26 protein-coding genes and 1 pseudogene are annotated in these 26,372 nt (G+C 73.8%); 13 read left to right on the top strand and 14 right to left on the bottom strand.

Features of this window, described 5'->3' with window-relative positions; translation table 11 throughout:
- Positions 1 to 22: 22 nt before the first annotated feature.
- Both F3L20_RS17105 and F3L20_RS17100 read right to left on the bottom strand, forming a co-directional pair.
- The gene (locus tag F3L20_RS17105) at positions 23 to 805 is read right to left on the bottom strand and encodes a hypothetical protein (protein ID WP_145824587.1); all 783 of its coding nucleotides are present in this window, start codon (positions 803 to 805) and stop codon (positions 23 to 25) included.
- Complete coding sequence (locus F3L20_RS17100; protein WP_150155122.1) at positions 802 to 1,194, bottom strand: hypothetical protein; 393 nt, start codon at positions 1,192 to 1,194, stop codon at positions 802 to 804. The genes F3L20_RS17105 and F3L20_RS17100 overlap by 4 nt, the downstream gene beginning before the upstream one ends.
- 482 nt (positions 1,195 to 1,676) lie before the next feature.
- Here F3L20_RS17100 and F3L20_RS17095 point away from each other — a divergent pair, with 482 nt between their 5' ends.
- Complete coding sequence (locus tag F3L20_RS17095; RefSeq protein ID WP_150155121.1) at positions 1,677 to 2,828, top strand: hypothetical protein; 1,152 nt, start codon at positions 1,677 to 1,679, stop codon at positions 2,826 to 2,828.
- Between the two features lie 438 nt (positions 2,829 to 3,266).
- Here the strand turns inward: F3L20_RS17095 and F3L20_RS17090 are convergent, their stop codons facing one another.
- Entirely contained in the window at positions 3,267 to 4,796 is a 1,530-nt protein-coding gene (locus tag F3L20_RS17090; RefSeq protein WP_150155120.1) for a hypothetical protein, read from the bottom strand.
- 247 nt (positions 4,797 to 5,043) lie between these two features.
- Here F3L20_RS17090 and F3L20_RS17085 point away from each other — a divergent pair, with 247 nt between their 5' ends.
- The 3 genes from F3L20_RS17085 to tgmB all read left to right on the top strand — a co-directional run bounded on the left by F3L20_RS17085 (position 5,044) and on the right by tgmB (position 6,682).
- Positions 5,044 to 5,370, top strand: coding sequence for a YkvA family protein (locus tag F3L20_RS17085; protein WP_167534543.1), 327 nt, complete (start codon positions 5,044 to 5,046; stop codon positions 5,368 to 5,370).
- Positions 5,371 to 5,490: 120 nt separating this feature from the next.
- Complete coding sequence (tgmA, locus tag F3L20_RS17080) at positions 5,491 to 5,682, top strand: putative ATP-grasp-modified RiPP (protein WP_004935783.1); 192 nt, start codon at positions 5,491 to 5,493, stop codon at positions 5,680 to 5,682.
- Between the two features lie 16 nt (positions 5,683 to 5,698).
- Positions 5,699 to 6,682, top strand: coding sequence for an ATP-grasp ribosomal peptide maturase (gene tgmB, locus F3L20_RS17075; protein WP_150155119.1), 984 nt, complete (start codon positions 5,699 to 5,701; stop codon positions 6,680 to 6,682).
- Positions 6,683 to 6,706: 24 nt separating this feature from the next.
- Here tgmB and F3L20_RS17070 read toward each other — a convergent pair whose 3' ends face one another.
- Positions 6,707 to 6,922, bottom strand: coding sequence for a hypothetical protein (locus F3L20_RS17070; RefSeq protein ID WP_150155118.1), 216 nt, complete (start codon positions 6,920 to 6,922; stop codon positions 6,707 to 6,709).
- Positions 6,923 to 7,014: 92 nt separating this feature from the next.
- A complete protein-coding gene (locus tag F3L20_RS17065; RefSeq protein WP_150155117.1) occupies positions 7,015 to 7,488 on the bottom strand; it encodes a hypothetical protein in 474 nt (157 codons plus the stop codon).
- A 188-nt stretch (positions 7,489 to 7,676) separates the two neighbouring features.
- Here F3L20_RS17065 and F3L20_RS17060 point away from each other — a divergent pair, with 188 nt between their 5' ends.
- The gene (locus F3L20_RS17060) at positions 7,677 to 8,705 is read left to right on the top strand and encodes a GlxA family transcriptional regulator (RefSeq protein ID WP_150155116.1); all 1,029 of its coding nucleotides are present in this window, start codon (positions 7,677 to 7,679) and stop codon (positions 8,703 to 8,705) included.
- On the opposite strand, the gene F3L20_RS17055 is transcribed toward F3L20_RS17060, so the two are convergent.
- The 3 genes from F3L20_RS17055 to F3L20_RS17045 all read right to left on the bottom strand — a co-directional run bounded on the left by F3L20_RS17055 (position 8,661) and on the right by F3L20_RS17045 (position 11,827).
- The gene (locus tag F3L20_RS17055; protein ID WP_145824595.1) at positions 8,661 to 8,906 is read right to left on the bottom strand and encodes a DUF5133 domain-containing protein; all 246 of its coding nucleotides are present in this window, start codon (positions 8,904 to 8,906) and stop codon (positions 8,661 to 8,663) included. The two genes, F3L20_RS17060 and F3L20_RS17055, sit on opposite strands and share 45 nt — an antisense overlap.
- Positions 8,907 to 9,018: 112 nt before the next feature.
- Positions 9,019 to 10,782, bottom strand: a complete 1,764-nt coding sequence (locus F3L20_RS17050) for an ABC transporter ATP-binding protein (RefSeq protein ID WP_150155115.1) — start codon at positions 10,780 to 10,782, stop codon at positions 9,019 to 9,021.
- A gap of 187 nt (positions 10,783 to 10,969) precedes the next feature.
- On the bottom strand, positions 10,970 to 11,827 hold the full coding sequence (locus tag F3L20_RS17045) for an aldo/keto reductase (protein ID WP_150155114.1): 858 nt from the start codon (positions 11,825 to 11,827) through the stop codon (positions 10,970 to 10,972).
- Between the two features lie 210 nt (positions 11,828 to 12,037).
- On the opposite strand from F3L20_RS17045, the gene F3L20_RS17040 reads away from it, so the two are divergent.
- From F3L20_RS17040 to F3L20_RS17025, 4 genes and pseudogenes are all read left to right on the top strand, one after another.
- Entirely contained in the window at positions 12,038 to 12,454 is a 417-nt protein-coding gene (locus F3L20_RS17040) for a VOC family protein (RefSeq protein ID WP_145824598.1), read from the top strand.
- Between the two features lie 138 nt (positions 12,455 to 12,592).
- Positions 12,593 to 13,483 carry a Gfo/Idh/MocA family protein gene (locus F3L20_RS17035; protein WP_150155113.1) on the top strand — a complete coding sequence of 297 codons (891 nt, stop codon included), beginning with the start codon at positions 12,593 to 12,595 and terminating at the stop codon, positions 13,481 to 13,483.
- Positions 13,484 to 13,825: 342 nt separating this feature from the next.
- Positions 13,826 to 15,026 (top strand): annotated as a pseudogene (locus tag F3L20_RS17030) (glycoside hydrolase family 64 protein).
- A 233-nt stretch (positions 15,027 to 15,259) separates the two neighbouring features.
- Entirely contained in the window at positions 15,260 to 15,466 is a 207-nt protein-coding gene (locus tag F3L20_RS17025) for a hypothetical protein (protein ID WP_024888251.1), read from the top strand.
- 140 nt (positions 15,467 to 15,606) lie between these two features.
- Here F3L20_RS17025 and F3L20_RS17020 read toward each other — a convergent pair whose 3' ends face one another.
- The 4 genes from F3L20_RS17020 to F3L20_RS17005 form a co-directional block, all read right to left on the bottom strand.
- Positions 15,607 to 16,080, bottom strand: a complete 474-nt coding sequence (locus F3L20_RS17020; protein ID WP_145824601.1) for a DUF5709 domain-containing protein — start codon at positions 16,078 to 16,080, stop codon at positions 15,607 to 15,609.
- Between the two features lie 134 nt (positions 16,081 to 16,214).
- Complete coding sequence (locus tag F3L20_RS17015) at positions 16,215 to 17,711, bottom strand: hypothetical protein (RefSeq protein ID WP_150155112.1); 1,497 nt, start codon at positions 17,709 to 17,711, stop codon at positions 16,215 to 16,217.
- Positions 17,712 to 17,882: 171 nt separating this feature from the next.
- Positions 17,883 to 20,237: a glycoside hydrolase family 65 protein gene (locus F3L20_RS17010; protein ID WP_150155111.1), complete on the bottom strand. Its 2,355-nt coding sequence runs from the start codon at positions 20,235 to 20,237 to the stop codon at positions 17,883 to 17,885.
- Positions 20,234 to 20,971, bottom strand: a complete 738-nt coding sequence (locus F3L20_RS17005; RefSeq protein ID WP_150155110.1) for an HAD family hydrolase — start codon at positions 20,969 to 20,971, stop codon at positions 20,234 to 20,236. The genes F3L20_RS17010 and F3L20_RS17005 overlap by 4 nt, the downstream gene beginning before the upstream one ends.
- Positions 20,972 to 21,059: 88 nt before the next feature.
- Between F3L20_RS17005 and F3L20_RS17000 the strand changes: the two genes are divergently transcribed.
- Together F3L20_RS17000 and F3L20_RS16995 are read left to right on the top strand one after the other, a co-directional pair.
- Positions 21,060 to 21,773: a nucleoside/nucleotide kinase family protein gene (locus F3L20_RS17000; protein ID WP_150155109.1), complete on the top strand. Its 714-nt coding sequence runs from the start codon at positions 21,060 to 21,062 to the stop codon at positions 21,771 to 21,773.
- A gap of 220 nt (positions 21,774 to 21,993) precedes the next feature.
- Positions 21,994 to 23,538 carry a phospholipid carrier-dependent glycosyltransferase gene (locus F3L20_RS16995; protein WP_240810944.1) on the top strand — a complete coding sequence of 515 codons (1,545 nt, stop codon included), beginning with the start codon at positions 21,994 to 21,996 and terminating at the stop codon, positions 23,536 to 23,538.
- A gap of 40 nt (positions 23,539 to 23,578) precedes the next feature.
- Here F3L20_RS16995 and F3L20_RS16990 read toward each other — a convergent pair whose 3' ends face one another.
- The gene (locus F3L20_RS16990) at positions 23,579 to 23,992 is read right to left on the bottom strand and encodes a DUF3662 domain-containing protein (RefSeq protein ID WP_150155107.1); all 414 of its coding nucleotides are present in this window, start codon (positions 23,990 to 23,992) and stop codon (positions 23,579 to 23,581) included.
- A 133-nt stretch (positions 23,993 to 24,125) separates the two neighbouring features.
- Positions 24,126 to 24,287 (bottom strand): hypothetical protein, encoded by a 162-nt coding sequence (locus F3L20_RS34005; RefSeq protein WP_167534542.1) that lies wholly within the window; start codon positions 24,285 to 24,287, stop codon positions 24,126 to 24,128.
- A 337-nt stretch (positions 24,288 to 24,624) separates the two neighbouring features.
- Here F3L20_RS34005 and F3L20_RS16985 point away from each other — a divergent pair, with 337 nt between their 5' ends.
- Together F3L20_RS16985 and F3L20_RS16980 are read left to right on the top strand one after the other, a co-directional pair.
- Entirely contained in the window at positions 24,625 to 25,542 is a 918-nt protein-coding gene (locus F3L20_RS16985) for a MurR/RpiR family transcriptional regulator (RefSeq protein WP_167534541.1), read from the top strand.
- 381 nt (positions 25,543 to 25,923) lie between these two features.
- Entirely contained in the window at positions 25,924 to 26,298 is a 375-nt protein-coding gene (locus F3L20_RS16980) for a hypothetical protein (RefSeq protein WP_206338787.1), read from the top strand.
- Positions 26,299 to 26,372 lie beyond the last annotated feature (74 nt).

The following is a 26,372-nucleotide window of genomic DNA, read 5'->3' as shown; positions in this document are numbered from 1 at the left end:
GCACGCTGCCGGCGCGTGCGGATCACAGTGCCTCCAAGGCGTCCAGGAGCCGTCTCAGCAGCGCTGTGTCGGGCTCGTCCCAGTCGGCGCGGCCCGCGCCGGGGACGGTGTGGACGGGCGGGGCGGGCGCGGGGGGTGCGGGGGCGACCAGTCCGTCGGCGGCGAGCCGGCGCAGCTCGACGAGGATGTGGAAGGTGCGGTGGGCGAGGACCGACGCGATCTGGGCGGCGGTGCGGCCTCCGTCGACCAGGGCGAGGGCGCGCCCCCTGCGCGGCGGCAGGGCGGCCGGGTCGGCGTCGGGCACCCGGGTGAGCGGCGCGGTGTCGACGGCCGGGTCGGGCCATATCCGCTCCAGCAGGTCGCGGCGGCGGTCCGACTCGCGCAGCACGGTCGCCACCGGCACCGGCCGGACCGCGCCGAGCCAGTGCGCGACCCCGGGGCGGAAGCGCAGGGCGGTGCCGTCGTGGGCCAGCGCGAAGTACGCGGCGTCGAAGAGGGCCCCCAGGTGCGCCAGCTCGAGCGCGCCGGTGGTGAGGCGTCCGCTGTCCACCAGCTGGCGGCCGACCCGCTGCCGGGCCCCCGCCCGCTCGACCGCCTCCCACCAGCCGGCCGGGGCCAGGGCGCCACTGCGGGTGAGCAGGTCGCCGAAGTCGGGACTGTGGGCGGACTCGACGTGGACCACGTGCCCGGCCGCGAGATAGAAGACGCCGGACCGGGTGGTGAGCGCTCCGGTGGCCCCGTCGGCGGCGAGCGTGTCCAGCAGCTCGGGGGCGGATCCGTCCGTGCGGGCGGCGGCAGCGGTCATCCGAGCACCATCCGGTCCGCCATCTCGGCCAGCCGGATACGGGCCAGCGCCAGATTGCCGTCGGCGCGGTCCAACGACAAGAACACGAACACCGTGCTGTCGAAGGTGGTGACGACGAACCGCAGCAGGTGGAAGGCGTCCGCGGTGGTGAGGATCAGGTCCTCGACGGGTGGTTCCTTTCCCGCGGCGGTGCCCGACGGGGCGAGGGCGCCGCTCTCCATCGCCAGCCGGGCCAGTTCGGCGGTCTCGGCGGCCGTCGCCTCCACGTCACCGCCCGGCGCCTCCCCGACCGCGCCCAGGGCGAGCCCGCTGATCCAGTCGACCACCAGGGCGCCACGCGCGCCGGGCAGCCGCATGGCTTCCAACAGACTCTCGTCGATTCCGGGCACGCCGGATCCCCCTCCCTCGCACGGCTGTACCGCGAACGTGACGTCGACGCTACGGTGTGTGCTCGACCGTGGTGAGAGCTTTGGCGTTTTCCCGTGGAATATGCGACAGGGCCACCAGGGCGCTGGTAGGGTCGCCGCTTTTCGCCCCGGCACGGGGCGGGACGCGAGGCCCACGGGGCCGGGAACACTACGGACGCGGGAACGGCCGTACGGGCGGGACCCGCCCCGATGCGGATGGTGGGCCGGCCCCGCCCGCGAACGTCATTCTGGTGCCGACGCCGCCCGGGGACCACGGGTGAACGGACGTCACCGTGTGCGCGGCGCGCACACCCCGCGCGCGGCAGGCCGTGCGCGCCCCCGTGGTGGGCCGTCCGGGCGGCGCACGACGGGTCCGGCCGCCGTACGGCGCAACCCCGCGTCCCGTCATCGGGCGCGGGCGACGATACTGGCAGTCGCACGTGCCCCCGCTGATGACTGGACCCATGCCGATCTCTGCCACAGCCCGCCCCACCATCCCTCCCACCGTCTGGGCGACCCGCGGCCGATACGTCGGAGAGCGGGCCGAGGAGACACTCCGCAGCAGTCTCTCCGCACTCAAGGACTCCGGGGACATCGACGACTTCCTGGAGCTCCCGGCGGACGACACCAAGCCCGACCTGGTCTTCGAGTCCCGGACGCGGGTCGGGGACGGAGTCACGGTCCGCGCCCGGCTGAGTCTCACACCCGCCACGGGCAAGGGCCGCGACTGGCTGCTGGTCGCGGAGGCGGAGCGCCCCCGGGACCGCTCCTGGCCGTCCCCCGTCGCCATGTTCTGGCCCCCGGAGCCGGACGCCGGCGGGAGCCACGACCCGGCGAGCGGCCTGCGCCCTGGGGAGATCAGCCCGCTCCCGGAGGACGACAAGGCCGTACGGCGGCTGCTGCGGGACTGCGCGCGCGACCCCTGGTACATCCACGTCGTCGTCCACGAGGCGATGACCACCGACGAACGCGGCCGGGTGCCGCTCGCGCACTGGCTGCCGCCGGGGCTGCGGGACCGGGTGGTCGAGCACCGGGCGACGCCGCAGCAGTACCGGGTGACGAACTGGGCGCTGCGGGACTTCGACGTGGAGGTCCCCAGGGGCGGCGCAGCGGTGCTGCCCGGCCGTCCGGCGCCCGAGGGGTACGAGCCGGACGCGTTCGCCGTGCGCGCGGTGTTCCTCGACGGCACGGAACCCGTCGACCTGGTCGACGCGGTGAGCCGGTACGACGCGCTGCCGAGGGAGCTGCCGGAGGAGGCCGCCGAGGCGCTGACCGCGCTGCGGGAGGACTGGCACCTGCTCACCCTCGCCGAGGAGCTCGAGCGGGAGCGGGCGCTGGTGGCGATGTACGCCGAGGCCCTGGACGCCATGACGAAGTCCCGTGACCTGTACCGCGAGGCCGCCGAACGCGCCCACGAGGCCCTGGAGGCCTACCGCGAGGCAGGCACCGCCACCCCGTCCCCGGTCCAGCCGCCCCGTCCCCGCACCCCGGCCCCGCTCCAGCACTTCACGCGCACGCTGGAGCGTCTGAAGGCGGGCGGGTCCCGCCGCGCGCGCTCGCAGGAGGACACGGACCCGGCGCGCGAGCCGGAACCGGAACCTTCGGACAACCGGTGACCCGTCGGTCCGCCGCGACCGGGAGGGCGTGCCGGAACACGTTCCTCGGGTCCCGGCGTTCCTTGACCCGCTGCGGGCGCCGCTAGTGGCGGGCGGTGCCCCGGACCACCAGGTCGCCGTACCGGGTGTCGTCGGGGCCGACACGGGCGGGGCCGAGCTGCGGGGTGCGGCCGAGCGGGCCCGGCCACGCGGGCGCCCGTGCCTCGGCCCTCGCGGCGGCCCGCGCCGGCGGTGCGACGCGTGCTCCGGTCAGCGCCGCGGCGCGTCACACGGTCCGGCCCGTCTGCTCCTCCATGGCCTCACCCCGACCGCGGTCGCCCGCGGGGCGGGGTGTCCGACGATGAACAACGCCGGGCGCCTTGGGGCGACATGGTGCTGGGCGGTGGACCGGGGGGTGGGGTTGCCTCCACCCCGTCCACCGCCCGCGAGGGCCGGCGGTCAGTCCGTCGCGTGGTGGGGTTCGGCCGGGGCCAGGGGTCCAGCGGGTGCCCGGGCCGGGGCTGCCACGCGGACCACCAGGGCCGCCAGGGCCAGCAGCGCCGCCGCGACGGCGGCCGAGGTGGCCAGCCAGGAGGGTGCGAGGGCCAGGTCGGCCGCCCTGGGCAGGGCGGCGTCGGAGAACGACCCGCCGTAGGCGTGGGCGACGGCCAGCGCCGACGGCACCACGACCGCTCCCATCAGTGCGACCACCGCGGGCCGCACCACCAGGATCAGTGCCAGCACCGTGCAGAGCACCGACAGGCCGACGGCGAGGGCGTGCACGTTGAGCGACACGCCGTCACGTTGCAGCGGGAAGTGGGTGACCGCGCAGACCGCGAGGGCGGCGGCGGCCAGCCAGCTCGTCCAGATCGCGGACCTGGCGACGGTGCCGGGGCGCCGGGCGGGCCGGGGGGTGCGGCGGCTGCTCTTCCGCGCGGCGGGCTTCCGGCGTGCGACGCGCAGGCCGCCACGGGGGGCCGCCGCGCGCACGGCGTCGGGCCGGACGTCCTCCCGCTGCTCCCCGGGGCCCGGCTCGTGCGCGGTCCGGGTCTCGGCCTCCGCCGCGACGCGGAGGTGCTCGGGGGGCCGTTGGGCGGCCAGACGGTCGATCAGTTCGACCAGTTCGTCGACGGAGCGGCCGGTGGCGGCGGCGCGCAGCGCCTCCTCGCGGCAGTGCGGCGCGAGGGGCTCGTTGTGCAGGAGCGCCACCAGGAGGGTCACGTCCTCCACCGAGCGGTGGGCGGCGGCCGCGCGGATGGTCTCGTCGGCGCTGGCGGCGTCGCGGGGCGGGCGGGTCAGCAGGGCGACCAGCCGGGTGACGTCCTCCACGGACCGGTCGACACCGGCGGCGCGCAGCGCGTCGACGACGGCGCGGGTGTGCTCGGGCGACCGTTCGAGCGCGGTGATGAGGTCGACGACCTCTTCGAGGGGGCGGTCGGACACGGCGGCGTGCACCAGGTCGCTCACCGGATCGGCGTACGCCCGTCCGGTCGCCGTCGCCGGGCCGGCGGGGTGCGCGGGCCCCGGCGGACCGGCGGGGTCGCGCGGGTCACGCATGTCGTGTGGCCCTTGCGGGTCCTGGGGTCCTCGTGCGTCCCGGGGCGGCTCCACCGGGTCCACGAGATCGACCGTGGCCACCGGGTCGCGGTGCCCGTCGGCGTGGACGGGAGCGCGTGGGTCGACGGGATCACGCCGGTTGACGGGATCGCGCGGATGGTTGCCGTGCGCGGGATCGCGCGAGTACCTCGTGTCGAACGGGCGGCGGGGACGGCTCTCGTCGGCCGTGTCGCGTGGCCGGCCGACGTCCGCCGGGCCGGGCGGGTGGTCCCTGTCGGCGGGTGCCGTGCGGTCCGCCGCCGGCGGGCGCGCCCATGCCGGTTCCGGCCGGTGCGCGCCGGTCGCGCTGCCCGTCGTGCCGGCGGGCGGGGCGGCGGCCGCGTCGAGGGGTATGCCCGGTTCGTTCGAGGGGGACGAGGAGAAAGTGGTCATGATCGACTCCAGGGGAAGACTGATGACCATTACTAGGCCCCCCCATCCCGTGCTGCCACTTGACTGAGCCACCGGGATGACCTGCGACGATTCCGTGTTTCGGGTGTTGTTCACGGGGCAACGGTCGCCTGCGCGCATGGCCGGTCCCCGCCGCCATACCGGGGCGCTGAGCGGGAATCCGTTTCTTCGAGGACTGTGTCGCGGCGCTGGGCCGCGGCACGCGGCCGTCGGAAGGGAGGGCAGTTCGTTGGACACGACCACTGCGATGTGGGCCGGCGCCGCGCTTCTCGCGGCCGTGGTGCTGGCCGGTGCCGTGACTCTGCTGGTCCGTCTGGTCCGTACGCGGCGGGAGTTGCGGCGGGCGGGGCTGCCCACCGGGCCCCGCTGGGTGTTCTGGGGCGCGGTGCTCTATCTGGTGCTGCCGGCCGATCTGTTGCCCGATCCCGTGTATCTGGACGACATCGGTGTCCTTCTGCTCGCTCTGCGCACCATGCGTGGCTCCCTCGGCGCGGGGGTGCCCGGAGTGCCCGGACGGCGGCCGGTACGGGAACCCGCCGATGATTACGCTCCGTAAGGAAACCAACCACCCGTTCGATTCGTATAAGTCTCTGGAAGCCAACGCAAGTCGGCGGACCAAGCGACGGCGCCCTGAAGGCCGTTGCCTGATCGGCGCAGCACCGACGAGGGAGAGACGATGCAACCGTTCGCGCTCAACTACGCCCGTCCGGCGGTGGAGTTGGCAGTTGCCACACCGTATGCGTATGACTCCGGACTGCAGTTGAACGTCCTCGGTGACGGACGGATCGCGGCCTGCGACCATGCCCTGTTGCGCGAGGTGGGGACGACGACGTCCACCGCGGGCTCCAAGACCCACTTCGACGACTGAACGCGGACCGTAGACCATGACCGTGCTGATCCTCACCTGTGAGGAGGACGTGACCGCCGACATGGTGGTGGTCCATCTGAACGGCGCAGGCGTGCCGGTGGTCCGCCTCGACCCCGCCGATCTGACCGGGGGCGTCTCGCTGTCCGGCGAATACGTCCACGGCCGTTTCCGCGGCCATCTGTCCGCGGGCGGACGGCTGGTGAGCATCGGCGGGCTGCGGTCGGTCTGGGTGCGCCGGCCCGGCACGCCGGCCGGGCGCGCGCCGCAGCCGTCCGGCTGGCTGACCGAGGAGGCCTCGCAGGCGCTCTACGGCATGCTGCGCGGGTGCGACGCGCGGTGGATGAACCACCCGGACGCGGCGCGGCAGGCCCGCCACAAGCCGTGGCAGCTGCGCCTGGCCCAGCGGTGCGGGCTGCCCGTGCCCGCGACGGTGATCACCACGTTCCCGCGTGCCGCGCGGGAGTTCGCGGAGCGCTTCCCGGACCTGGTGGTCAAGCCGGTGTCGGGGGCTCATCCGCAGGATCCGCCGCGGGCGGTGCCGACCAGCAGGGTGGCGCCGGACGCGGACTTCTCGGCGGTCGCCTACGGGCCGACGCTGCTCCAGCGGCGGATCGCCAAGCGGGCCGACATCCGGCTCACCGTGGTGGGCGACCGGCTGCTCGCGGCCCGCAAGACGACGCCGCCGGAGGCCGATCCGGAGGTGGTGGACGTGCGGTTCGCCGCGCCCGGGCCGCCGTGGGAGCCGGTGGAGGTTCCGGCGCGCACCGCGACCGCCGTGCTGGACTACATGGGGCGGGCGCAACTGGCCTACGGGGCCTTCGACTTCGCTGAGGACGCGGACGGGACCTGGTGGTTCCTGGAGTGCAACCAGTCGGGGCAGTTCGGGTTCGTGGAGGTGGAGACGGAACAGCCGATCGCGCGGACCATCGCCGAGTGGCTGTCCCGTCCCGTCCCCGACGAGCCGGCCGAGCTGGACGGGATGAGCACCACGGCGCGGTGAGGGCGGCTCACCGCGGGGCGCCGGTCAGTGCGGCCGGGGCCCGGGGAGCAGGGCGGCGCGCTGCCAGCCGTTGCCCGGAGCCTGCGGCCGGTCGAACCCGGTGCCGTAGCCGGACGACTGCAGAGGCCGCATGACCAGCTCCAGTTCCCTGCTGACGCGTTCGGCCTCGCGGCGCACCTGTGCGGGCACGTCGCCGCACTCCGCGATGAGTCGGTCGTAGATGGGGGAATCCTGGAACACCCTCAACGTGCCTTTCTGCTCGGCGGCCCCGGCGCGGGGTCGCGACTGCCGAGTCTAGGCGTCCATCGGGGGTGAAGTGGGCGTTCCGGGCGTCAAGCACCCGTACTGGAACCGGGGCGGACAATCATGAGCACCGTGACGGTCGCCCACAGAAGATTGAACACACCTGTGAACATGGCGAGTTGCACGGTGGCCTGCCGGTCGACCGGCGTCCGCTCGGCGACCTGCCCGACGAGTTCCTCCTGACGGGGGAGCACGAAGGCGAGGAGTACGCCGGCCGCGACGGCGGTCAGGGTGATCGAGGCGACGAGCCAGGCGTCACCCAGGACACCCATCGCGAGGGCGGTGGCGAGACCGAACGCCGGTACGAGAACACCCAGGCCCGCGTAGACCCGGCAGATGCGGTGGAGGAGTTCCACGGTGCCCGCCGCCCGCGGGGCGGGGCCGGTGCCGTCCACCGGCAGGGCGCGGCGCACGGCCGGCGGGAACATGCTGGCGGCGACGGTCACGGGGCCGACGGCGACGATGGCGGCCAGGACGTGGAGGGACAGGAGCAGCTTGGTCACCGGGACTCTTTCCTTGGTGTGATCGGCGGTGCCCGGTTCACGTTAGAGATCTTCGGGGTGACGGCACAGCGGCTGGATCGACAGTTCCCCACGGATTCCCGCCAACCACGGCTGCCAGTGTGTTCCCGCGCCGGCCGGCCGGACCTCGTGTTCACGCGGGTGGCGGGAATCCGTTTATCGTGGCGTTCATGCACTCCGTGGCGATCCTGGTCCTCGATGGCGTGGTGCCGTTCGACATGGCGGCCCCGATGCAGGTCTTCGACTTCACACGGCTGCCCGACGGCAGGCGCCCCTATCGCGTGCGGCTGTGCGCCGAGCGGCCGGAGGTGGCGGCGGACGGCGGCTTCGTGCTGCGCGTCGACCGCGGCCTCGAGGCGGTGGCCGACGCCGACACCGTCGTCGTGCCGGGTCGCGCGCCGGGCGCCCCGCCGCCCTCCCCGGCGGTCCTCGCCGCGCTGCGGGAGGCGGCCCGGGCGGGGACCCGGATCGCCTCGGTGTGCGTGGGGGCCTTCGTGCTGGCCGAGGCGGGACTGCTGGACGGGCTGCGCGCCACCACGCACTGGGTGGCCGCCGAGGAGTTCGCCCGGACGTTCCCGCTGATCGAGGTGGAGCCGGACGTGCTCTACGTGGACAACGGCCGGATCCTCACCTCGGCCGGGGCCGCAGCCGCGCTGGACATGTGCCTGCACATGATCCGCCGGGACCTCGGCTCGGCGGTGGCCGCGAACGCGGCCCGGATGTCGGTGATGCCGTTGGAACGGGAGGGCGGGCAGGCCCAGTTCATCGTGCACGAGCACCCGCCCGTGCCGCGCGGCTCGGACCTGGAGCCGCTGCTGGAGTGGATCGAGGACAACCTCGCGCACGAGGTGACGCTGGCCGGGATGGCCGCGCGCGCCGGCATGAGCGAGCGCACCTTCAGCCGCCGCTTCCGTGAGCAGACCGGCACCACTCCGCTGCAGTGGCTGCTGCGGGCCCGGGTGCGGCGGGCCCAGTACCTGCTGGAGAACAGCGACCACACGGTCGACCGGATCGCCCAGCAGGCGGGGTTCGGCTCCCCCACGGCGTTCCGTGAGCGGTTCCGCAAGGTGGTGGGCACGACCCCGTACGCCTATCGCATGTCGTTCAAGGGCGGGCGCGCAGGCACCGGCCGGGCGGGCCGGCGGCCGTCCGGCTCAGACGGCCAGGGACAGGCCGCTCTCCCCGTCGCCCTCGGGTGACCGGCCTCCGCCGGCGAGCAGGTCGTCGGCCCGCTCGACGGCCTCGTGGACGGACGACGCGCCCGTCATCGCCCGGAGCGCGTCGGTGACGTCGTCCAGTTCGCGCGCCAGCGCCGGTGAGTGCCGCTCCGCCTGCGCAATCCGTAGCGTGGCGTATCGCGTCAGCAGGTGTCTGACGACCTTCGGATCCGGTACGTGCACGTAGTGCCCCTCTCGTGTTTTCGCTGCGTATGCCCGAGAGAGGCGGAAGCACACCCTTCCTGTTCGCTACTGACCGAATGTGACCGAAAACATTCGCACCATGACCGGACCGTCAGGCCACCTGTCCGCTGTGCAGCGCGGTGTAGGCACCGCCGCGTCGCAGCAGCTCCTCGTGCGTGCCCACCTCCTGGACCGCGCCGTCGGCCATCACCACGATGCGGTCGGCACCGCGCACGGTGGACAGCCGGTGCGCCACGACGAACGTGGTGCGTCCGCGCAGCAGCCGGGCGAGTGCCTCCTGCACCAGCGCCTCCGAGCGGGTGTCCAGCGCCGAGGTCGCCTCGTCCAGCACCAGCACCTTGGGGTCGCGTATCAGCGCGCGGGCGATGGCCAGGCGCTGGCGCTGCCCGCCGGACAGCCGGGCCCCGCGCTCCCCGACCAGGGTGTCGAGACCCTGCGGCAGCCGGTCGACGAACTCCAGCGCGTTGGCGTCGCGCAGCGCGGCCCGGACCGTCTCCTCGTCCGCGTCGTCCATGCCGTAGGCGACGTTCTCCCGCACGGTGCCGTCGAAGAGGATCGACTCCTGGGGCACCACGGACAGGAAGCGCCGGTAGGTGCGCAGGTCGAGGGTGTTCATGTCGGTGCCGTCGAGCAGCAGCCGGCCCGAGGTGGGGCGGATGAAGCCGATGACGAGGTTGAGCACCGTGGACTTGCCCGCGCCGGACGCGCCGACGAGGGCGACCGTCTCGCCCGGGGCCACGTCGAGGGTGAAGCCCCGTACGGCCGGGCGCCCGTCGGTGTCGTAGGCGTGCCCGACGTTCTCGAAGGTGACCGCGCCGCGCAGCGCGGTGAGTTCGGCCTTGCCCTCGTTGTCCTCCAGCTCCGGCGCCTGCAGCACCTCGCCGACCGAGCGGACCGACTCCAGCCCCTTGGTGATGACCGGGGCCAGACCGGCCAGCGTGGTGGTGGAGTTGGTGAGCGTGGTGAGGAAGGCGCTGAGCATCACCACGTCGCCGGCGGTGACGCCCCAGACCTCGTAGTACGAGACGAGGGCGGCGCCGGCCAGCACCATCACGCCGACCACGTTGAGGACGACCCAGGCGAGCGAGCCGAAACGGCCGTTGACCAGGTCCAGGCGCAGTCCGGAGGAGAGCAGCCGGTCCAGGGTGCCGTTCATCCGGCGCAGCGCCTTGACCTCGAGACCGTGGGCGCGGGTGACCGGGATCAGCCGGGTCATCTCGGTCACCCGGGACGACAGGGCCTCCACCTCGTGCCGGAAGTGCTCGTTGTGGGAGCGCAGCCGTGCCCTCAGCCGCGCCACGAGCAGGGCGGCGGCGGGCACCACGACGAGGAAGACGGGGAGGAACTCGGGGGTGCGCACGCCGATGATGACCAGGCCGCCGACGAGCACGGTGAGCGCGCCGAGCCCGGTCTCGGCGGTCTGCTGGACCATCTGTTCGACGGTCTCCACATCCCGCACCACCTTGGCCTGGAGCACGCCGGCGCTCACCCGGGAGTGGTAGCCGATGGACAGCTGCTGCATACGGGTGCACAGCGCGGAGCGCAGGGCGGTGCCCATGCGGCGGACACTGCCGTAGAGCAGGCGGACGTACAGCACGTGCAGCGGGTAGTTGAGCAGCAGGACGGCCAGGATGACGCCGGTGCTGGTCCACAGCCGGGAGACGGGCTGGTGCTGGACGACGGTGTCGATGATGGACGCGGTGATCAACGGCAGCAGCCACACCGGGCTGTGCTTGACCGTGAAGACGACGACGGCCGCGGCGAGCCGGCGGCGGTCCGCCCGGAACAGATAGGCGAGCGTGCGCACCGGGTGCTCGCCCCGGTAGCGGTGGTCGAGCGGTCTTTCCTGCGTGATGCCATGGTCGTTGGGTCCTCCCCCGGTGAACCGGCGCGGTCCGGCACGGGAGCCGCACCGGTCCCCACGCAGGACCGCACCGGTCCGGCACGGGACCGCATCGGTCCGGCGCGCGGGACCCCACCCGGACGCGCGCGAAACGGCGCGCCCGGCGCCCGTCGGGGGCGCCGGGCGCGGGAACGGCCGCTCAGGCCGCGTCGAGCTCCGCGATCTCCCCGGCGCTCAGCACCAGGTCGGCGGCGCGCACGGAGTCCTGGACCGACTCCGGGCGGCTCGCCCCCGGGATCGGCACGACGACCGGCGACTTGGCGAGCATCCAGGCCAGGCACACCTGGTGCGCGCTCACCCCGTGCGCCTCGGCGACCCGCGCGAACGGAGCGAAGGTGGAACCCAGTTCACGGGCCCGGGAGATGCCGCCGAAGGGGCTGAAGGGCAGGAAGGCGATCCCCATGTCGTCGCACAGCTCCAGCTCCGGCTCGCTGGAGCGGAAGGCGGGCGAGAACTGGTTCTGCACGGAGACGAGACGGCCGCCGAGGATCTCCTGGGCCTCCCTGATCTGCGCGGGGTCGGCGTTGGAGATGCCGGCCATGCGGATCTTGCCCTCGTCGAGCAGGTCGCGGAGCGCGCCGACGGACTCGGCATAGGGGACGCGGGGGTCGGGACGGTGGAACTGGTAGAGGCCGATGGCGTCCACCCCGAGCCTGCGCAGGGACGCCTCGCAGGCACGCTTGAGGTGCTCGGGGCTGCCGTCGAGGGTCCAGCTGCCGTCACCGGGGCGCAGATGTCCGCCCTTGGTGGCGACCAGGACGTCCCCGCCCCGCTCGTGGGAGGCGAGCGCCTTGGCGATCAGGCTCTCGTTGTGCCCGACCTCGCCGGCGTCCCGGTGGTAGGAGTCCGCGGTGTCGATCAGGGTGACGCCCGCGTCCAGGGCGGCGTACAGGGTGGCCAGGGAACGGGCCTCGTCGGGACGCCCCTCGATCGACATGGGCATCCCGCCCAGTCCGACGGCGCCGACCTCGGCCTCACCGATACGACGGGTGTGCATGGTGCGTCAGCCCCTTCCGGCTGTCGTGCTGCGCTTGGGGAAAGCGCGTACCAGCCTGGTCGCCGGAGGCCGGGAAATCCAATAGAGGAAAGCGAACGGATTCAGCAGGCGGGGCGCTGAATCCGGTCGGGCGGCTCCGCCGCGCGGGTGTCCGGTCCGGGCGTTACGCTGCGCGGAGTTGACCCTTTTGTCCCGCTCACGGAGGTTCCCATGGCCCCGCTCCTCAACCCGTACCTCAACTTCGACGGGAACGCCCGGCAGGCGATGGAGTACTACGAGGAGGTCTTCGGCGGGGAGCTGAGCCTGCACACGTTCGGCGAGGCCGGCGGAGCCGGGGAGGAGCACGCCGACAAGATCATGCACGGCATGCTCACCGCCACCGCCGACGGGTTCACGATCATGGGTTCGGACATGCCGCCCGGCATGGAGCACACCTCCGGCAACAACTTCGCCGTGAGCCTCAGCGGCGAGGAGGAGGGCACGCTGCGCGGCTACTGGGACAAGCTGTCCGACGGCGGCCAGGTGTCGGTGCCGCTGGAGCGGCAGATGTGGGGCGACATCTTCGGCATGTGCACGGACCGGTTCGGCATTCCGTGGATGGTCAACATCAGCACCCGGCAGGGCTGAGTCCCGGCCCGCAGCGGCGGTCCGGCGGGCGGTTGACACGGCGTTCCGGCAGGGATCATCGTGCAGGCCGGACACGCGCCGACGGGGCGCGCACAGGGAGGCCCGGCGTCGGAGACCGGCCCGGGGAGAGGCGGCGGCATGCGGATCGGACTGCTCGGCACCGGCCCGTGGGCGCGGGCGGCGCACGCCCCCGCGCTGAGCGGGCATCCGGACGTGGACTTCGCCGGCGTGTGGGGACGCAGGCCGGAGGCCGCCCAGGAGCTGGCCACGATGCACGGCGTCCGCGCGTACGACGACGTCGACGCGCTGCTCGCCGACGTGGACGCGGTCGCCGTGGCACTGCCGCCGGCCGTCCAGGCGGACCTCGCGGTGCGGGCCGCGCGGGCGGGCCGGCATCTGCTGCTGGACAAGCCGCTCGCGCCGACGGTGGCGCAGGGGCGTGCGGTGGTCGAGGCCGTCGAGGCGGCGGGCGTGGCCTCCGTGGTCTTCTTCACCACCCGCTTCCAGCCCGAGCCGCAGGCCTGGATCGAGGAACAGGCCCGGGTGGGCGGCTGGTTCACCGGACGGGCGCAGTGGCTCGGCGCGGTGTTCACCTCCGACGGCAACCCCTTCGCCGCCTCGCCCTGGCGGCAGGACAAGGGCGCCCTCTGGGACGTCGGCCCGCACGCCCTGTCCGTGCTGCTCCCGGTGCTCGGCGAGCCGCGGCGGGTGACGGCGGCGGCGTACGGGCCCGGGGACACCGTCCACCTCGTCCTCGACCACGCGAGCGGGGCGTCCAGCAGCAGCACCCTGAGCCTGACCGCTCCCCCGGCCGCGGCCGGCGCCACGGTCGAGCTGCGGGGCGAGGCCGGCGTCACCGTCCTCCCCGAGGCCACGGAGGACGCGGTGCCCGCGCTCGGCCGGGCCGTCGACGCGCTGCTCACCGCGGCCGGCACCGGCACACCGCACCCGTGCGACGCGTCGTTCGCCTTCCAGGTCACCCGGATCCTCGCCGCGGCGGAGACGCTGCTGCACAGCGGGACGCACTGAGGCGCTCCACGCCGGGACGGCACCACGGCCGGCCGTGCCCCGCGACGGGTGCGCAGCGGAGTGCGGCCGGTGCGCTCCGTGGCCGTCGGGCCGGGGCCGGCTTAAACGAAGCTTAAGGACCGGTTAAGCGATCGTGCTCGCTTTGTCGCGCATTCAAGTAGACGCAGGTCAGCGGGCGTCGGGGACAAGTCGGACCGTTGGCGGGCGGGTCCGTGGTCCCTACCATCAGTGCCGCGCGGGTCCCGACGCACGGTCTGAGAGCGCTCTCACCAGCGCCCCGGGCCTGTCGGCCGCGCGCTGCCCGCAACCGCAATCCGCACGACCACTCGGGAGACCCCCCACATGACTCCTCGGCACCAGCGCACCCTCGGCCGCCGCAAGCTCCTTCTCGCCCTCGGCGGGGCTGCCGTGGCCCTGCCCGCGGCGGCGGCGATCGCCCCCCACGCCCTCGCCGGCCAGCCCGACGGGCGGACCGGCACCCAGGCGGCCGGATCGCTGCCGCTGACGATCGTCAACAACAGCGGCGCCTTCGACAACGCCTCGGTGCACCTGTACGTCGTGGGCAACGCCGACGGCCGCCAGGTCCGGCTCACCCCGACGGCACCCTCGCTCCGATCGACCTCGCCGACAACGTCCGGACGGCTTCACCGATTACGCGATCAGTCTGTCGGGCGGTGAGACAACGCTGTCACTGCCGTACATGTCCGGCCGGATCTACGTCGCGCTCGGCGAGAAGCTGAAGTTCAAGGCCGTCGCGGACGGCACCGGCGCCGCGGCGCTGCAGTACCCGGCGGGCTGGGTCTCCTCCGACCCCAACTTCGGCGTGCTGCACGACTGCGCGGAGTTCACCCACAACTCCGCCGGTCTGTTCTGCAACACCACCATGGTCGACATGTTCAGCGTGCCGCTGAGCATCCGGCTCACCGGTGCCGACGAGCAGACCACGGGCACGGTGCGCCCCGGCGGCCGCGCGGCCGCCTTCGCCGCCGTCAAGGAGACGGCGGGGTACTCCCGGCTGGTGGTGGACGACACCCGGATCATCGCGCCCGGCCACGGCCTGGACGCCGGTCTGTTCGCCGCGGACTACCTCGCCCCGTACATCGACGAGGTGTGGAGCACGTACACCGGACGGGACCTCACGATCACCACCAACGCGGGCACCTTCACGGGCCGGGTGCGCGGGGACCGGTTCACCTTCGACGGGCCCGCACAGGTCGCGTTCGACAAGCCGTCCACCCGTGACGTGCTGTTCTGCGACGGCGCCCTGGCCGCGCCCAACGACGGCACCACCGGCCCGGTCGCCGCGGTGCTCGGCGCGGGCTTCAACCGCTCGACCCTGATCAGCCACCCCGAGCAGCCGGCCACCGACCCCGCGCGGTTCTACCTGCCCGAGCTGACCAACCACTACTCCAAGGCCATGCACGCGGCCACCGAGGACGGCCGGGCGTACGGGTTCGCCTTCGACGACGTGGCGGACTTCGCCTCCTACATCCAGGACACGGCGCCGACCGCCGTGCGGCTGACCCTGACGCCCTTCGAGTGAGCGGGCTCCCCCGCCGGGAGGCGGGCCCCCGGCGGGGGAGCAGGTTTCCCCGGGGCCCGGGGAGGTACCCCGGCAGGCAGGGGAGGCTCCGCACCGAGGGGTCTCGGGCGCTCCGCCCAGGGCGCCGTGGGTGCTCCGGATGCGCGGCGGGCCTCCGCGATGAAGGCTGAGTAACGGACCCGGTGTCCGGCACCGGGGCCGTACCAGCGTTCCGGACCCCGAGGAGCCAGAAGATGTCGACGTCCCAGCCCGACGCGTCCCGGCAGACCGAGGACCGCGCCACCCCGGACAGCCTGCTCCACACCCGCACCGGCGGCGACGTGTCGCCGGAGGACCTGGTTCTCGCCAGCGGCAAGGACCTCACCCCGCAGAACCTCGAGTGGGCCAAGCGGAAGCTGGCCGAGGAGGGGCCCTCCGCGATGGAGAAGATCCTTCCCTGATCCCCTCACCTCCCCGCTCCCCCGGCCGCGTCCGGGCAGCGGAACGCCGTCGGCCCGGTGCACCGGTGCACCGGGCCGACGGCGTTCGGCGACGGTTCCCGCACGTCCCGGCTGCCAGGGGCCGGCCGGGCTTCCCAGGACTACTCGGGGAGTTCCGTCTCGTCCTCCACCACGTGCATGGCGGCCTCCTCCGCGCCCGCCGCACCGCCGTCGATGCCCACGTCGTCGGCGACGGACTCCTTGGTGACGTCGCCGTGGGCGCCCTCGTCCGGGGCGACCAGGCGTCCCGCGCGGTCCGTGCCCGCCTCCGCGTCGACGGGTTCGCCCTCGCCGCCGGGCAGGTCCCCGACCCCGTCGCCGTCGGGCGTCGTCGGGTCCGGCACCTCCTGGGCCAGCCGCTCGTCCAGGGTCTCCCCTTCGTGCTGCTCGGCCGCCGTAACGCCGTGCTTGGTGACCCCCACCGCCTTCTCCGGCGGTGAGTAGCCCTCGTCGAGCATGTCGTCGTAGTCCCGCTCGTCGAGGGCGTCCTGCATGTCGAGCGGCGCGCCGTCCTCCTGCTGCTCGTTGTCCCCGGTGGGCTGGTAGACGTCGTCCCCCATCGGTTCGGAGCCCATGGCGTCCTCCCTGTCGCGCTGCTTCGGCGTATGCGGTCTCGTATGTGGGATCCGCGTTTCCCGTCAGGCGATCTCTAACCCCGTCAGCCGTCCTACCTGCAGAAGAAGCGGGGACACCCGGGGTGCGCGCCGCCTCAGCCGCGCGGTGCGTCCACCGAACCGGGGGCGATGCGGATGTCGTAGTCCTCGACCCGGTGGACGGGCCAGGAACGGGCGTACCGGGGCGGCAGGCTGCCGGTGCGGGTGATCTCGGCGACCGGCCTTTCCTTGGCGGTGCTCAGGATGCCGGCGACCGTGATGTTCTCGTTGTTTCCGGTGGTCGCACCGGAGGAGCAGCCCGTGTAGTAGCCGATGGGGATGGACTCGTGCCCGGTGATCAGGCAGGGCGGGTCGACGCCGAGCCGGTGCAGTCCGTCGGCCGTGCGGGCCCAGTCCTCGCGGCCGGCCGTGGAGCGGTCCACGGTGTGCACCAGGACGGTCAGCTGGACCACGAGATGGCCCGCCAGTCCCAGCGCGACCACGGTACGGACGGCCGGCCGCCACTTCCCGCGCGGCGCCGTGACCAGATACCACAGGGCGTCCGCGACGGGGATCGCGAGCAGCGCGTAGGCGGGCTGGAGGAACCGGGGCGCCGCGTACTCGATGGTGAACAGGTACGGCACCGCCGCGGTCGCGGCGCAGGCCAGCGGTACCGCGGTGCGCAGGGCGCGGCCGGCCCGTACGGCGACGACCAGGCCGAGCACGGCGAGCAGCGGCAGCACGAACCACCACAGGGTGATCACCGGATGGGGCATCGACCCGGTGCACGGGCGGCACAGGGCACGTCCGCCCAGGCTGCGCAGCTGGTCGTCGACGGCCATGTGGAGGCCGAGGCCGCCCTGGATGCGGGAGGCCTCCGCCAGCCGCTCCGAGAGCCCGCCGAACGCCACGTACGCCTCGATCACCCAGGGCACGCCGCCGGCCAGCAGCCCGCCCACGGTGGCCGCGAGGAAGCGCGGACGGCGGCCGACCGCGGCGAGCACGAGCAGCGGCAGCGAGACCCAGACCGCGTCGGTGGGGCGCATCCACGCCATGAGCGCGGCGCCCGCCACGACGGCCCACAGCGGGCCGCGGGCCGCCGGGTCGTCACGGTGGCGCAGGTACGCGCCGACGGCGACCAGCGCGCCGATCGCCACCCAGTAGTTGGGCATGGCCTGCGGGCCGTAGAAGAGGGTCACCCAGAGGGAGGCGAAGAAGGCGCCGGCGACGACCAGGACGCGGGTCGGGAACAGGCCGCGCCAGACGCGCAGGGCGAGGAACAGCCCGAGGCCGGAGAGCACGGCGAGGTAGACGCGCAGCAGGGCGGTGGAGTCGGACCAGGACGCCACGGGCGCGACCAGGAAGGAGACGCCCCGGGAGCGGGGAGCGCTGAAGAACGCGGCGGGGTGGTGGGTGGTGACCTGGCTGGTGTAGACGATCTCGTCCCAGCCGAGGCCCAGCACAGGCCGCACCAGCACGAGTTGGGCGACCGTGAAGACGGCGGCGAGGGCCGCGAGCGGCCACGCGCCGTGCAGGCGCCGCGGGCTGCCCGGGCGTGACCGCTGCTCGGGCCGCCGTGTCACGGTCGGCGGGGCGCCGGCGCCTTGGGTCATCGTCCGTCCTTCGTTGCCACGCGGCAGGGCCGCCGGCTCCCAGGGTTCGTAGGGGCCACGAGCCCCGGGGAAGCCGGATGTGCAGGGATCAAGGGCCAAGCTAACCCGGACGGTGCGACCGTGCAGACGGTACACGGCCAAATGTTCCCCTCCCGTGCCGGGGCTGCCCGGTCAGCGTGCGTGCGGGCGCCGGTGCGGCGGCTGTTCGGGCGACGTCCTCGGGGCGGGCACCGGGACCGGGCCCTCGACGGGGGCGTCCACGCGCACGGTGAGCTCACGGCCGTGGTGACGCAGCGTCAGCGGCGGTCCCGAGCGCAGGCGGTACGTGGTCCGGTCGGCGGTCACCTCCACGTGCAGGCACCGCCCGAGGTGGCCCAGGGTGAAGGCCAGCCGGCGCAGCCCGGGCGGCAGCCGCGGGGCGAACCGGAGGCCGTCGCCGTCCCAGCGCATGCCGCCGAACCCGGCGACCAGGGCGGTCCAGGCCCCGGCCAGGGAGGCGATGTGCAGCCCGTCGCGCGTGTTGCGCTCCAGGTCGGCGAGGTCCATCAGCGCGGCCTCGCCGGTGTAGGCGTGGGCCAGTTCCAGGTGTCCGGTGCGCGCGGCGAGGACGGCCTGGACGCAGGCGGACAGGGAGGAGTCGCGGACGGTCAGCGGCTCGTAGTAGGCGAAGTTGCGGGCGATCTGCTCCTCGTCGTGGCGCTCCTCGAACCAGTCGGCCCGGGTGTGCATCGCCAGCACCAGATCGGCCTGTTTGATCACCTGTTTGCGGTAGAGGTCGAAGTACGGGAAGTTCAGCATCAGCGGGTAGTGGTCGGCGCGGGTGCCGGAGAAGTCCCACCGCTGGTAGCGGGTGAAGCCCGCGTGCTGTTCGTGCACACCGAGCTCGTCGTTGTAGGGCAGGTGCACCGCCTCGGCGGCGTCGCGCCAGCTCGCGCTCTCCTCCTCGTCGACGCCGAGGCCGGCCGCCCGGTCGGGGTGGCGTTTGCAGGCGTCGGCGGCGGCCAGCAGGTTCGCCCGGGCCATGAGGTTGGTGTACGTGTTGTCGTCGGCGACGGCGCTGTACTCGTCCGGCCCGGTGACCCCGTCGATGTGGAAGACGCCCCGGTCGTCGTGGTGGCCCAGGGAGCGCCACAGCCGGGCGGTCTCCACCAGCAGCTCCACACCGGTGTCGCGTTCGAAGCGCTCGTCGCCGGTGGCCTGGACGTACCGCACCACCGCGTCGGCGATGCCCGCGTTGACGTGGAAGGCGGCGGTGCCGGCCGGCCAGTACGCGGAGCCCTCCGAGCCCTCGATGGTGCGCCAGGGGAACGCGGCCCCGCGCAGGCCGAGCTGCGCGGCGCGCTCGCGGGCGACGGGCAGGGTGCTCTGCCGCCAGCGCAGCGCCTCGGCGGCGGCCTCCGGAACCGTGCAGATCAGCAGGGGCAGCACGAACACCTCGGTGTCCCAGAAGGCGTGCCCGTCGTACCCGGAGCCGGTCAGGCCCTTGGCCGGTATCGCGCGCCGTTCGGCGCGGGCGCCCGCCTGCAGCACGTGGAACAGGGCGAAACGCACGGCCTGCTGGATCTCCTCGTCGCCGTCGACCTCCACGTCGGCGCGGGACCAGAACGCGTCGAGGTAGTCCCGCTGTTCGTCGAGGAGTCCCTGCCAGCCGCTGTGCGCGGCGGCGGCCAGCGCCGCCTCCACCTGGTCGCTCATCGCCGGCCGGGAGCGGGCGCCGGACCAGCCGTGCGCGACGAGCTTCTCCACCCGCAGCCGCTGTCCCGGCTCCAGGACGGAGGTGACCGTCAGCCGGGCCAGGTCGACGTTGCTCTCGCAGTCGGTGGTGGTGCGGTCGGGTCCGTCGACGACGTGGTCGGCCGCCACGGCGACCCGCAGTCCGCTGCGCCGGGTGCGGTGCACCAGACGCAGCCGGCGGCCCTGGGCGAAGTCCTCCTCCGGTTCCAGCGGGGACCGCAGGGCGCGGGCGGCGCGCGGGTCGCCGTCCGGGCCCGGCAGGGACTCGTTGGCGACGAGTTCGGACTGCAGCACCACGCGGGTGCGGCTGTCGACGGGCTCGACCTCGTAGGCGACGGCGGCGACGGCCCGCTGGGCGAGCGAGACCAGCCGGGTGGAGCGCACCCGGACGGTGGACCCGGCCGGGGAGGTCCACTCGCACACCCGGGTCAGGACACCGCGGCGCAGGTCGAGGGTGCGTTCGTGGTGGACGAGGCGTCCGTAGCGCAGGTCGAACGGTTCGTCGTCGACCAGCAGCCGGATCACCTTGCCGTTGGTGATGTCGATGACGGTCTGTCCGGACTCGGGGTAGCCGTAGCCGGCCTCGGCGTAGGGCAGGGGGTGCAGTTCGTGGACGCCGTTGAGGTAGGAGCCGGGCAGGCCGTGGGGTTCGCCTTCGTCGAGGTTGCCGCGCCAGCCGACGTGGCCGTTGGACAGCGCGAACACCGACTCGCTCTGCGGCAGCCGCTCCAGGTCCAGGCCGCGTTCGCGCACCGTCCAGGGATCGATGTCGTACCAGCGGTGCGTGCTCACCGTTCACCCCCGAGTTCGGCCAGGTCGGTGACGACCCGGTCGGCGCCGTGCGCGTACAGCGCGTCGGTCTGGCCCACGCGGTCCACGCCGACGACGTGACCGAAGCGGCCCGCGCGTCCGGCGTCCATGCCCGCCAGCGCGTCCTCGAACACGGCCGCGTGCGCCGGCTCGACGCCGAGGTCGCGGGCGGCGGCCAGGAAGGTGTCGGGCGCCGGCTTCCCGGGCAGGCCGCGCTCGGCGGCGACGACGCCGTCGATCCGTACGTCGAAGAGGGCCTCGGCGTCGATGGAGCGCAGCACGTCACGGCAGTTGGCGCTGGACGAGACGACCGCGGTGCGCAGTCCGCCCGCGCGGACCGCGTGCAGGTAGCGCAGGGTGCTGTCGTAGGGCTCCACGCCGTCGGTGCGGATCTTCTCCAGCAGCAGTTCGTTCTTGCGGTTGCCCAGGCCGTGCACGGTGGCGGCGTCCGGCGGGTCGTCAGGACCGCCCTCCGGCAGCCGGATGCCGCGCGAGCCGAGGAAGGTGCGCACGCCGTCGGCACGCGGCCGGCCGTCCACGTACGCGTCGTAGTCGGCGCCGCTGAAAGGCGTGAAGGCGTCGCCGTCCCGCTCGCGCAGGAAGGCGTCGAACATCTCCTTCCAGGCGGCGGCGTGCACCACGGCCGTCTTCGTGACGACGCCGTCGAGGTCGAAGAGGCACGCCTCGATGTCTTCGGGCAGACCCAGATCCGTCATACCCGACACCGTTCCCCGTACGGCGCCGGACAGTGAGTGGCGCGGGCCACACGGGTGGTGTGGTCCGCCGGGTGACACACTCTGCCGTGTGGTGCTGACCTTCGACGACCTCCTCCACCGTGCCCGTGCCCTGCCCCGGGGCGGGCGGCGCGCGGTCCTCGGCATCGCCGGCAGTCCGGGCGCGGGCAAGTCCACGCTCGCCGAGTGCCTGGTGCGTGAACTGAACGGCTCCGGGGAGCCGTGGGTGGCGTGGGTGCCGATGGACGGGTTCCACCTCGCGGACGCCGAGCTGGACCGGCTCGGCCGCCGGGACCGCAAGGGCGCCCCCGACACCTTCGACGCAGCCGGGTACGCGGCCCTGCTGCGGCGGCTGCGTGAGGAGGGCGACGACGAGGTGGTGTACGCGCCCGGCTTCGAACGGGACCTGGAGCAGCCGCTGGCCGGCGCGATCCCGGTGCCGCCGGCCGCGCGCCTGGTGATCACGGAGGGCAACTACCTGCTGCTCGGCACCGGCGCCTGGGCGCGGGTGCGGCCACTGCTCGACGAGGTGTGGTTCTGCGCGCCGGACGAGGAGGAGCGGCTGCGGCGGCTGATCGCCCGGCACGAACGCTTCGGCAAGAGCCATGAGGAGGCCGTCGCCTGGGTGCGGCGGTCCGACGAGCGCAACGCCGCACTGGTCGCGGCGACCCGGGACCGCGCCGACCTCGTGGTGCCGGGGTCGGCGGTGCGGTCGGTGCCGTCGGTGCCGACGGTGCCGACGGTGCCGACGGTGCGGGGCTCGGGAGGGTCCGCGGCCGGCTGACGCGGGGTCGGGTGCGAGGAGCGCGGGCGGCCGGATCGCCCGGACGGGCGCCGCGCAGGGCGGGACGGTGCGAGAGTGGGGGCCCATGAGGGGTCTTGTGGCGGCGGGGGCGCCGGACGCGGTCGCCGTCGACGGTGCGGGCGGGGGCGGCGGGTCACCGCTGCGCGGTGCGGTGCGGCGGTGGGGCGTCGTCGTGGCGGTGGTACTGCTGCTGGGGCAGATGGCGGTGGCGATGGTGACCGCCGCCGTGCGGCAGACGCCGACGATCGACGAACCCGTGTACGTGGGGACGGCAGCGGTCTATCTGGACGAGCACAGCCTGCGGTTCAACGCCGAACATCCGCCGCTCGGCAAGCTGGTGATCGCCGCCGGGGTGGCGGTGGCCGATCCCCGTCTCGAGCCAGGATTCGACGGCGACCAGACCGACCTGGGGCGCCGGCTGCTGTACGAGTCGGGCAACGACCCCTGGCGGGTGATGTTCTGGTCGCGGCTGCCGGTCATCGTCCTGACGCTGCTGTTCGGACTGGTGGTGTACGTGTTCGCCCGCGAACTGGCGGGCACGGCAGGCGCGTTGATTGCGCTCGGGCTGTACTGCCTCTCCCCCGACGTGATCGCCCACGGCTCACTGGCCACGCTGGACGTCCCGGCCGCCGGGTTCGTGCTCACCTCGGTGTGGCTGCTGTGGCGGGCACGCCGTCGGCCGTACCTGTATGTACCTCTCGCCGGTGGGGCGTTCGGGGCCGCCCTGGCCACGAAGATGAGTGTGCTACCCGCGCTGCCGGTGCTGGCGGGGCTGGCCGCCGTGTCGGTGTGGCGGGCCGCTCCCGGTGGGCGGAGACGCCGGCTCGGCCGGGCGGCCGGGGGTGCCGTGGTGTTCGGGCTCGTCGCGTGCGCCGCGGTCTGGGCCGCGTATCTCATCGTCGATCCCCGGCTGCGCTGGGGGCCGCCGCACGACGTCCCCGTGGTCGGCGGGATGCGCGGGCTCGCCGTGCAACTGCTGCCGCTCCCCGAACCGTTCCGGGACGGCATGCGGATGCAGTTCGGGTTGGAGAACCGGCCCTGGCAGGGCTTCCTCTTCGGGGAGCTGTACACGGGATCGCTCTGGTACTACCTGCCGGCGGCGCTGCTGGTGAAGACACCGCTGGGCGCGCTGGCGCTGTGGGCGGCGGGGGCGGTCGTCGTGACGGCGCTGCGCCCGCTGCGGCCCGCCGTACCGTATCTGCTGCCCGCGCCCGCGGTGTTGCTGGCGGCGGCCATGTACGGGTCGCGGGACTTCGGCACCCGGTACGCCGTCTTCCTGCCGATGTTCCTCGCGGTGGCCGCCGGGTGCGTGGTGCTGGTGCGGTGGCGGTGGACGCCGGTGGTGGCGGGCACGCTGGTGGCGTTCGTGGCGGTCAGCTCACTGCGGACGTTCCCCTTCTATCTGCCGTACTCCAACGAGGCGTTCGGCGGGCCCGCGCAGACCCGGTACCGGCTGCACGACTCCAACGTCGACTGGGGGCAGGACCTCGGCCGGCTCGCCGACCGGCTGGACGAGCGGTACCGGGGCGAGCGGATCTGGCTGGTGTACAAGGGGGCGGGCGTGCCCGCGTACTACGGGATCGACGCCGACGATCCGCGCCGGGTACCGCCGCACGCGGTGCACGGGGTGCTGGTGGTGTCGGACTCCGCGGCGGCCAAGGCGACCGGGCGGCTGGCCGAACTGATCGGCGGCAGCAGGCGGATCGACCAGGTGGGGCACTCGATCACGCTCTACCGGCGGTGAGGGCCCGCCCACCCGCGGGGGGCGCGGAGCCGCGGCTGACTCAGCCGTCGGCCGGCTGGGCGGCGCGCCGGAAACCGACCGCGCTCACATGCCGCATCACCGTGCTGGCCACGCGGTAACGGCCGTTGGGCACCTCGGAGGAGCGGCGGACGTGCACGGTGAGGGGGCCCGCCCACTCGTAGCCGTGGCGAGCGGCGTGCCGGGCCAGCCGGTCGGTGAGCACCTGCCCGACGCTGTCGCCCCGCCGGGTCAGCTCCTCGTGGACCGGGGCGGCCAGTTCGACGTCGTAGGCGTTGGGGACCATCACCCGTCCCGCGTGGCACACGACGGCGTTACTGTCGCACTCGCGCCGCAGGGCGTCGACGAGTTCGAGCGGATCACGCCCGAACATCCGCGCCCACAGCGCCTCCCATCGGTTCTCCAGTGCCTCTTCCAGCGTGCTGAGGGCGCTCATGCTGTCACCTGCCGAAACTCGGTCGCGTCGGGACGTGGGGGCGGGCGGTGCGGCGGGCATGGCGTTCGGACCAGGCCGCACGGCCGGGGACCGCCGGGCCCCCGCGCCCGCGGCGTGATCCGAGCGGCATGCCCTACCGCTCCTCGTAGTCGTCGGGCCGGATCTCGGCCTCCTCCAGCGCCTCGCGCATGGTCCGGCCGGTGCCGCCCTGCGCCTGCGCGTCGCCCTCGGGCCGCTGCTCGAGGGTCTCGTCGGTGTCGTGGGTCTTCGGCCGGTTCTCCTCGGGGACGGTCATGTCCGCTGTGCTCCTCGTGATCTCAGGGGTCGTGCTCGTGTTCCGGGGCTGTTGAGCGTGGTCGCTGTGCAGCGCTGTGTCGGCGGGTTCCCTGAGCCGGCGGGGATATCCCCCGGCATCGGAAGCGGGCTCGCCCCAGAGGGTGAGGGTGCGGTGCGGGCGTGGTGCCGGTCGGGGATCCGGGGCGGTACGGAGGCCGGTACCGCGCGGGAAGCGGGGGCGGTGCGGGCGCCGGGGGCAACCGGCGTGGCGGGGCCGGAGCGGGATGGTGACGAGGCTGGTCACCCGGGTGTGTGGGCTATGTTGAACCCTCGTGGGAGACGAAGGAGGCGCACCGGTGCCATCGCCGCAGCAGGCACGCGCACAGGCATCCGCGATCACCTCGGGGAAGGCGGGCCCGGACACGGAGTTGTCCCCGACGGCCCAGCTCCGCACCCTCTTCGACCGGCCCCGGCTCTCCCCCGGCCAGCGGCGCATCGCCCAGTACCTGATCGAGCACATCACCGAGGCGGCGTTCCTGTCGATCACCGACCTCGCGGACCGGGTCGGGGTGAGCCAGCCGTCGGTGACCCGCTTCGCCTCCGCGGTCGGCTTCAGCGGCTACCCCGCGCTGCGGGAGAGGCTCCAGGCGATCACCCTCGGCACCCGCTCCGGCGGGCACGCCGAGGAGAACCGGGCCAACGAGCTGCAGGCCGCGGTCGACGCGGAGATCGAGAACCTGGAGAACCTGCGGCGGGACCTCGCCGACACCGACCGGGTCATCGAGGTCGGCCGCAAGCTGTCCGCCTCGGCTCCCCTCACGGTGCTGGGTCTGCGCATCTCCGTCTCCCTGGCCGAGTACTTCGCCTACGCCGCCCGTCGTATCCACCCGGACGTGCGGCTGGTGACGCTGGGCGGCAGCGTGGCCTACGACGCGCTGCTGCAGTCGCGGGAAGCGGGCGGCACCTGGGTGCTCGCCTTCTCCATGCCGCGGCACGCGCAGGAAACCCTGACGGCGATCCGGGTGGCGCGCAGCGCCGGGCTGAAGGTCGCGCTGATCACCGATCTGGCGCTGGGGCCGCTCGCGGACGAGGCGGACGTCACGTTCGCCACCGGTACCGGCTCCCGTCTGGTGTTCGACTCCTACGCCGCCCCCGGTGTGATGTGCGCGGCGCTGCTGCAGGCCATGACGGACGCCGATCCGGAGCGGACCCAGGCCCGGCTCGAGGACTACGAGCAGGTGGCCGACGAGCATCAGTTCTTCCTCCGGGACTGAACCCGTACCCGCCGGTCGTCACCGTCACCGCCCGCTTCGAAGCAGGCATGAATGTTTTCATGCGTCTTGAAAAGCGGATGGCATATATAAATACTGCTCACGGATCACGGACCGGCCGCTCCGGACCGCGCTCCGCCCACCGCACCCGCTCGCCCCCTGGAGGCCTACGGCCGCCATGCGCTGCACGCACCGACACCGCGGCCCGGCACCGGTTTCCACCGGGCACCCGCGCGAACACCCGAAGCCGCCGGCTCCTACCCGCATCGGCGGCCAGGGTGTTCGGCCGGGCTTCCCCGGCCCGGCCACCCGTGGCGGCCCCGGTCATCCCCTGGACCGGGGCCGCCCCACCCCGTCGCCCGCGACGCCGTACACCCGGAAGCGATGATCATGCCCCTGACGTCCACGCGCCTCAGTCCAGACTGGCCCTGCCAGGTCAAGACCCCCGGGAGCTACGACTGGGAACGCTCGGCGGCCAAGTGGCTGCGCGAGCTGGTACCAGCGCGGTACGCGAGCTACCCGGCGTTCATCCGGCACCCCGTCCTGCTGGCCCGGCACGCGCAGATCCAGGTCGAGCACGAGATCCGGGTGGCGCGCACCGCCCTGCAGACCGCACGGGCCGACCTGCCCCGGCTGGGACTGCACGAGGGCGTGATCGAGCACACGATCAAGCTGTATGCCGCCGAGCTGATGCAGCTCCAGCACATCGCCCGCAGCGTGCGGGCGGTGACGCAGGCCCTGGACGAAAGCGGCCGCTGACCCGCACAGGGATCCGTCCCCCACCGGGCCCGCGCCGGTGCGGGCCCCCGTGGGTGGTGCCCCGGCCGGCGTGG

It is taken from the genome of Streptomyces tendae (genome assembly GCF_008632955.1).
Taxonomy (GTDB): Bacteria; Actinomycetota; Actinomycetes; order Streptomycetales; family Streptomycetaceae; genus Streptomyces.
Note: the sequence above shows the minus strand (reverse complement) of the source record. Positions and strands in the feature narration are given on the sequence as shown.

Excerpts from the sequence above, each read along its gene's own strand:
- F3L20_RS17005 (WP_150155110.1), bottom strand. The coding sequence starts at position 20,971 with ATGACGGATCTGGGTCTGCCCGAAGACATCGAGGCGTGCCTCTTCGAC.
- F3L20_RS16980 (WP_206338787.1), top strand. The coding sequence starts at position 25,924 with ATGATCATGCCCCTGACGTCCACGCGCCTCAGTCCAGACTGGCCCTGC.
- F3L20_RS16995 (WP_240810944.1), top strand. The coding sequence starts at position 21,994 with ATGGCGGTGGCGATGGTGACCGCCGCCGTGCGGCAGACGCCGACGATC.
- F3L20_RS17105 (WP_145824587.1), bottom strand. The coding sequence starts at position 805 with ATGACCGCTGCCGCCGCCCGCACGGACGGATCCGCCCCCGAGCTGCTG.
- F3L20_RS17095 (WP_150155121.1), top strand. The coding sequence starts at position 1,677 with ATGCCGATCTCTGCCACAGCCCGCCCCACCATCCCTCCCACCGTCTGG.
- F3L20_RS17090 (WP_150155120.1), bottom strand. The coding sequence starts at position 4,796 with ATGACCACTTTCTCCTCGTCCCCCTCGAACGAACCGGGCATACCCCTC.
- F3L20_RS34005 (WP_167534542.1), bottom strand. The coding sequence starts at position 24,287 with ATGACCGTCCCCGAGGAGAACCGGCCGAAGACCCACGACACCGACGAG.
- F3L20_RS17020 (WP_145824601.1), bottom strand. The coding sequence starts at position 16,080 with ATGGGCTCCGAACCGATGGGGGACGACGTCTACCAGCCCACCGGGGAC.
- F3L20_RS17025 (WP_024888251.1), top strand. The coding sequence starts at position 15,260 with ATGTCGACGTCCCAGCCCGACGCGTCCCGGCAGACCGAGGACCGCGCC.
- F3L20_RS17035 (WP_150155113.1), top strand. The coding sequence starts at position 12,593 with ATGCGGATCGGACTGCTCGGCACCGGCCCGTGGGCGCGGGCGGCGCAC.
- F3L20_RS17045 (WP_150155114.1), bottom strand. The coding sequence starts at position 11,827 with ATGCACACCCGTCGTATCGGTGAGGCCGAGGTCGGCGCCGTCGGACTG.
- tgmA (WP_004935783.1), top strand. The coding sequence starts at position 5,491 with ATGCAACCGTTCGCGCTCAACTACGCCCGTCCGGCGGTGGAGTTGGCA.
- F3L20_RS16990 (WP_150155107.1), bottom strand. The coding sequence starts at position 23,992 with ATGAGCGCCCTCAGCACGCTGGAAGAGGCACTGGAGAACCGATGGGAG.
- tgmB (WP_150155119.1), top strand. The coding sequence starts at position 5,699 with ATGACCGTGCTGATCCTCACCTGTGAGGAGGACGTGACCGCCGACATG.
- F3L20_RS17040 (WP_145824598.1), top strand. The coding sequence starts at position 12,038 with ATGGCCCCGCTCCTCAACCCGTACCTCAACTTCGACGGGAACGCCCGG.
- F3L20_RS17015 (WP_150155112.1), bottom strand. The coding sequence starts at position 17,711 with ATGACCCAAGGCGCCGGCGCCCCGCCGACCGTGACACGGCGGCCCGAG.
- F3L20_RS17060 (WP_150155116.1), top strand. The coding sequence starts at position 7,677 with ATGCACTCCGTGGCGATCCTGGTCCTCGATGGCGTGGTGCCGTTCGAC.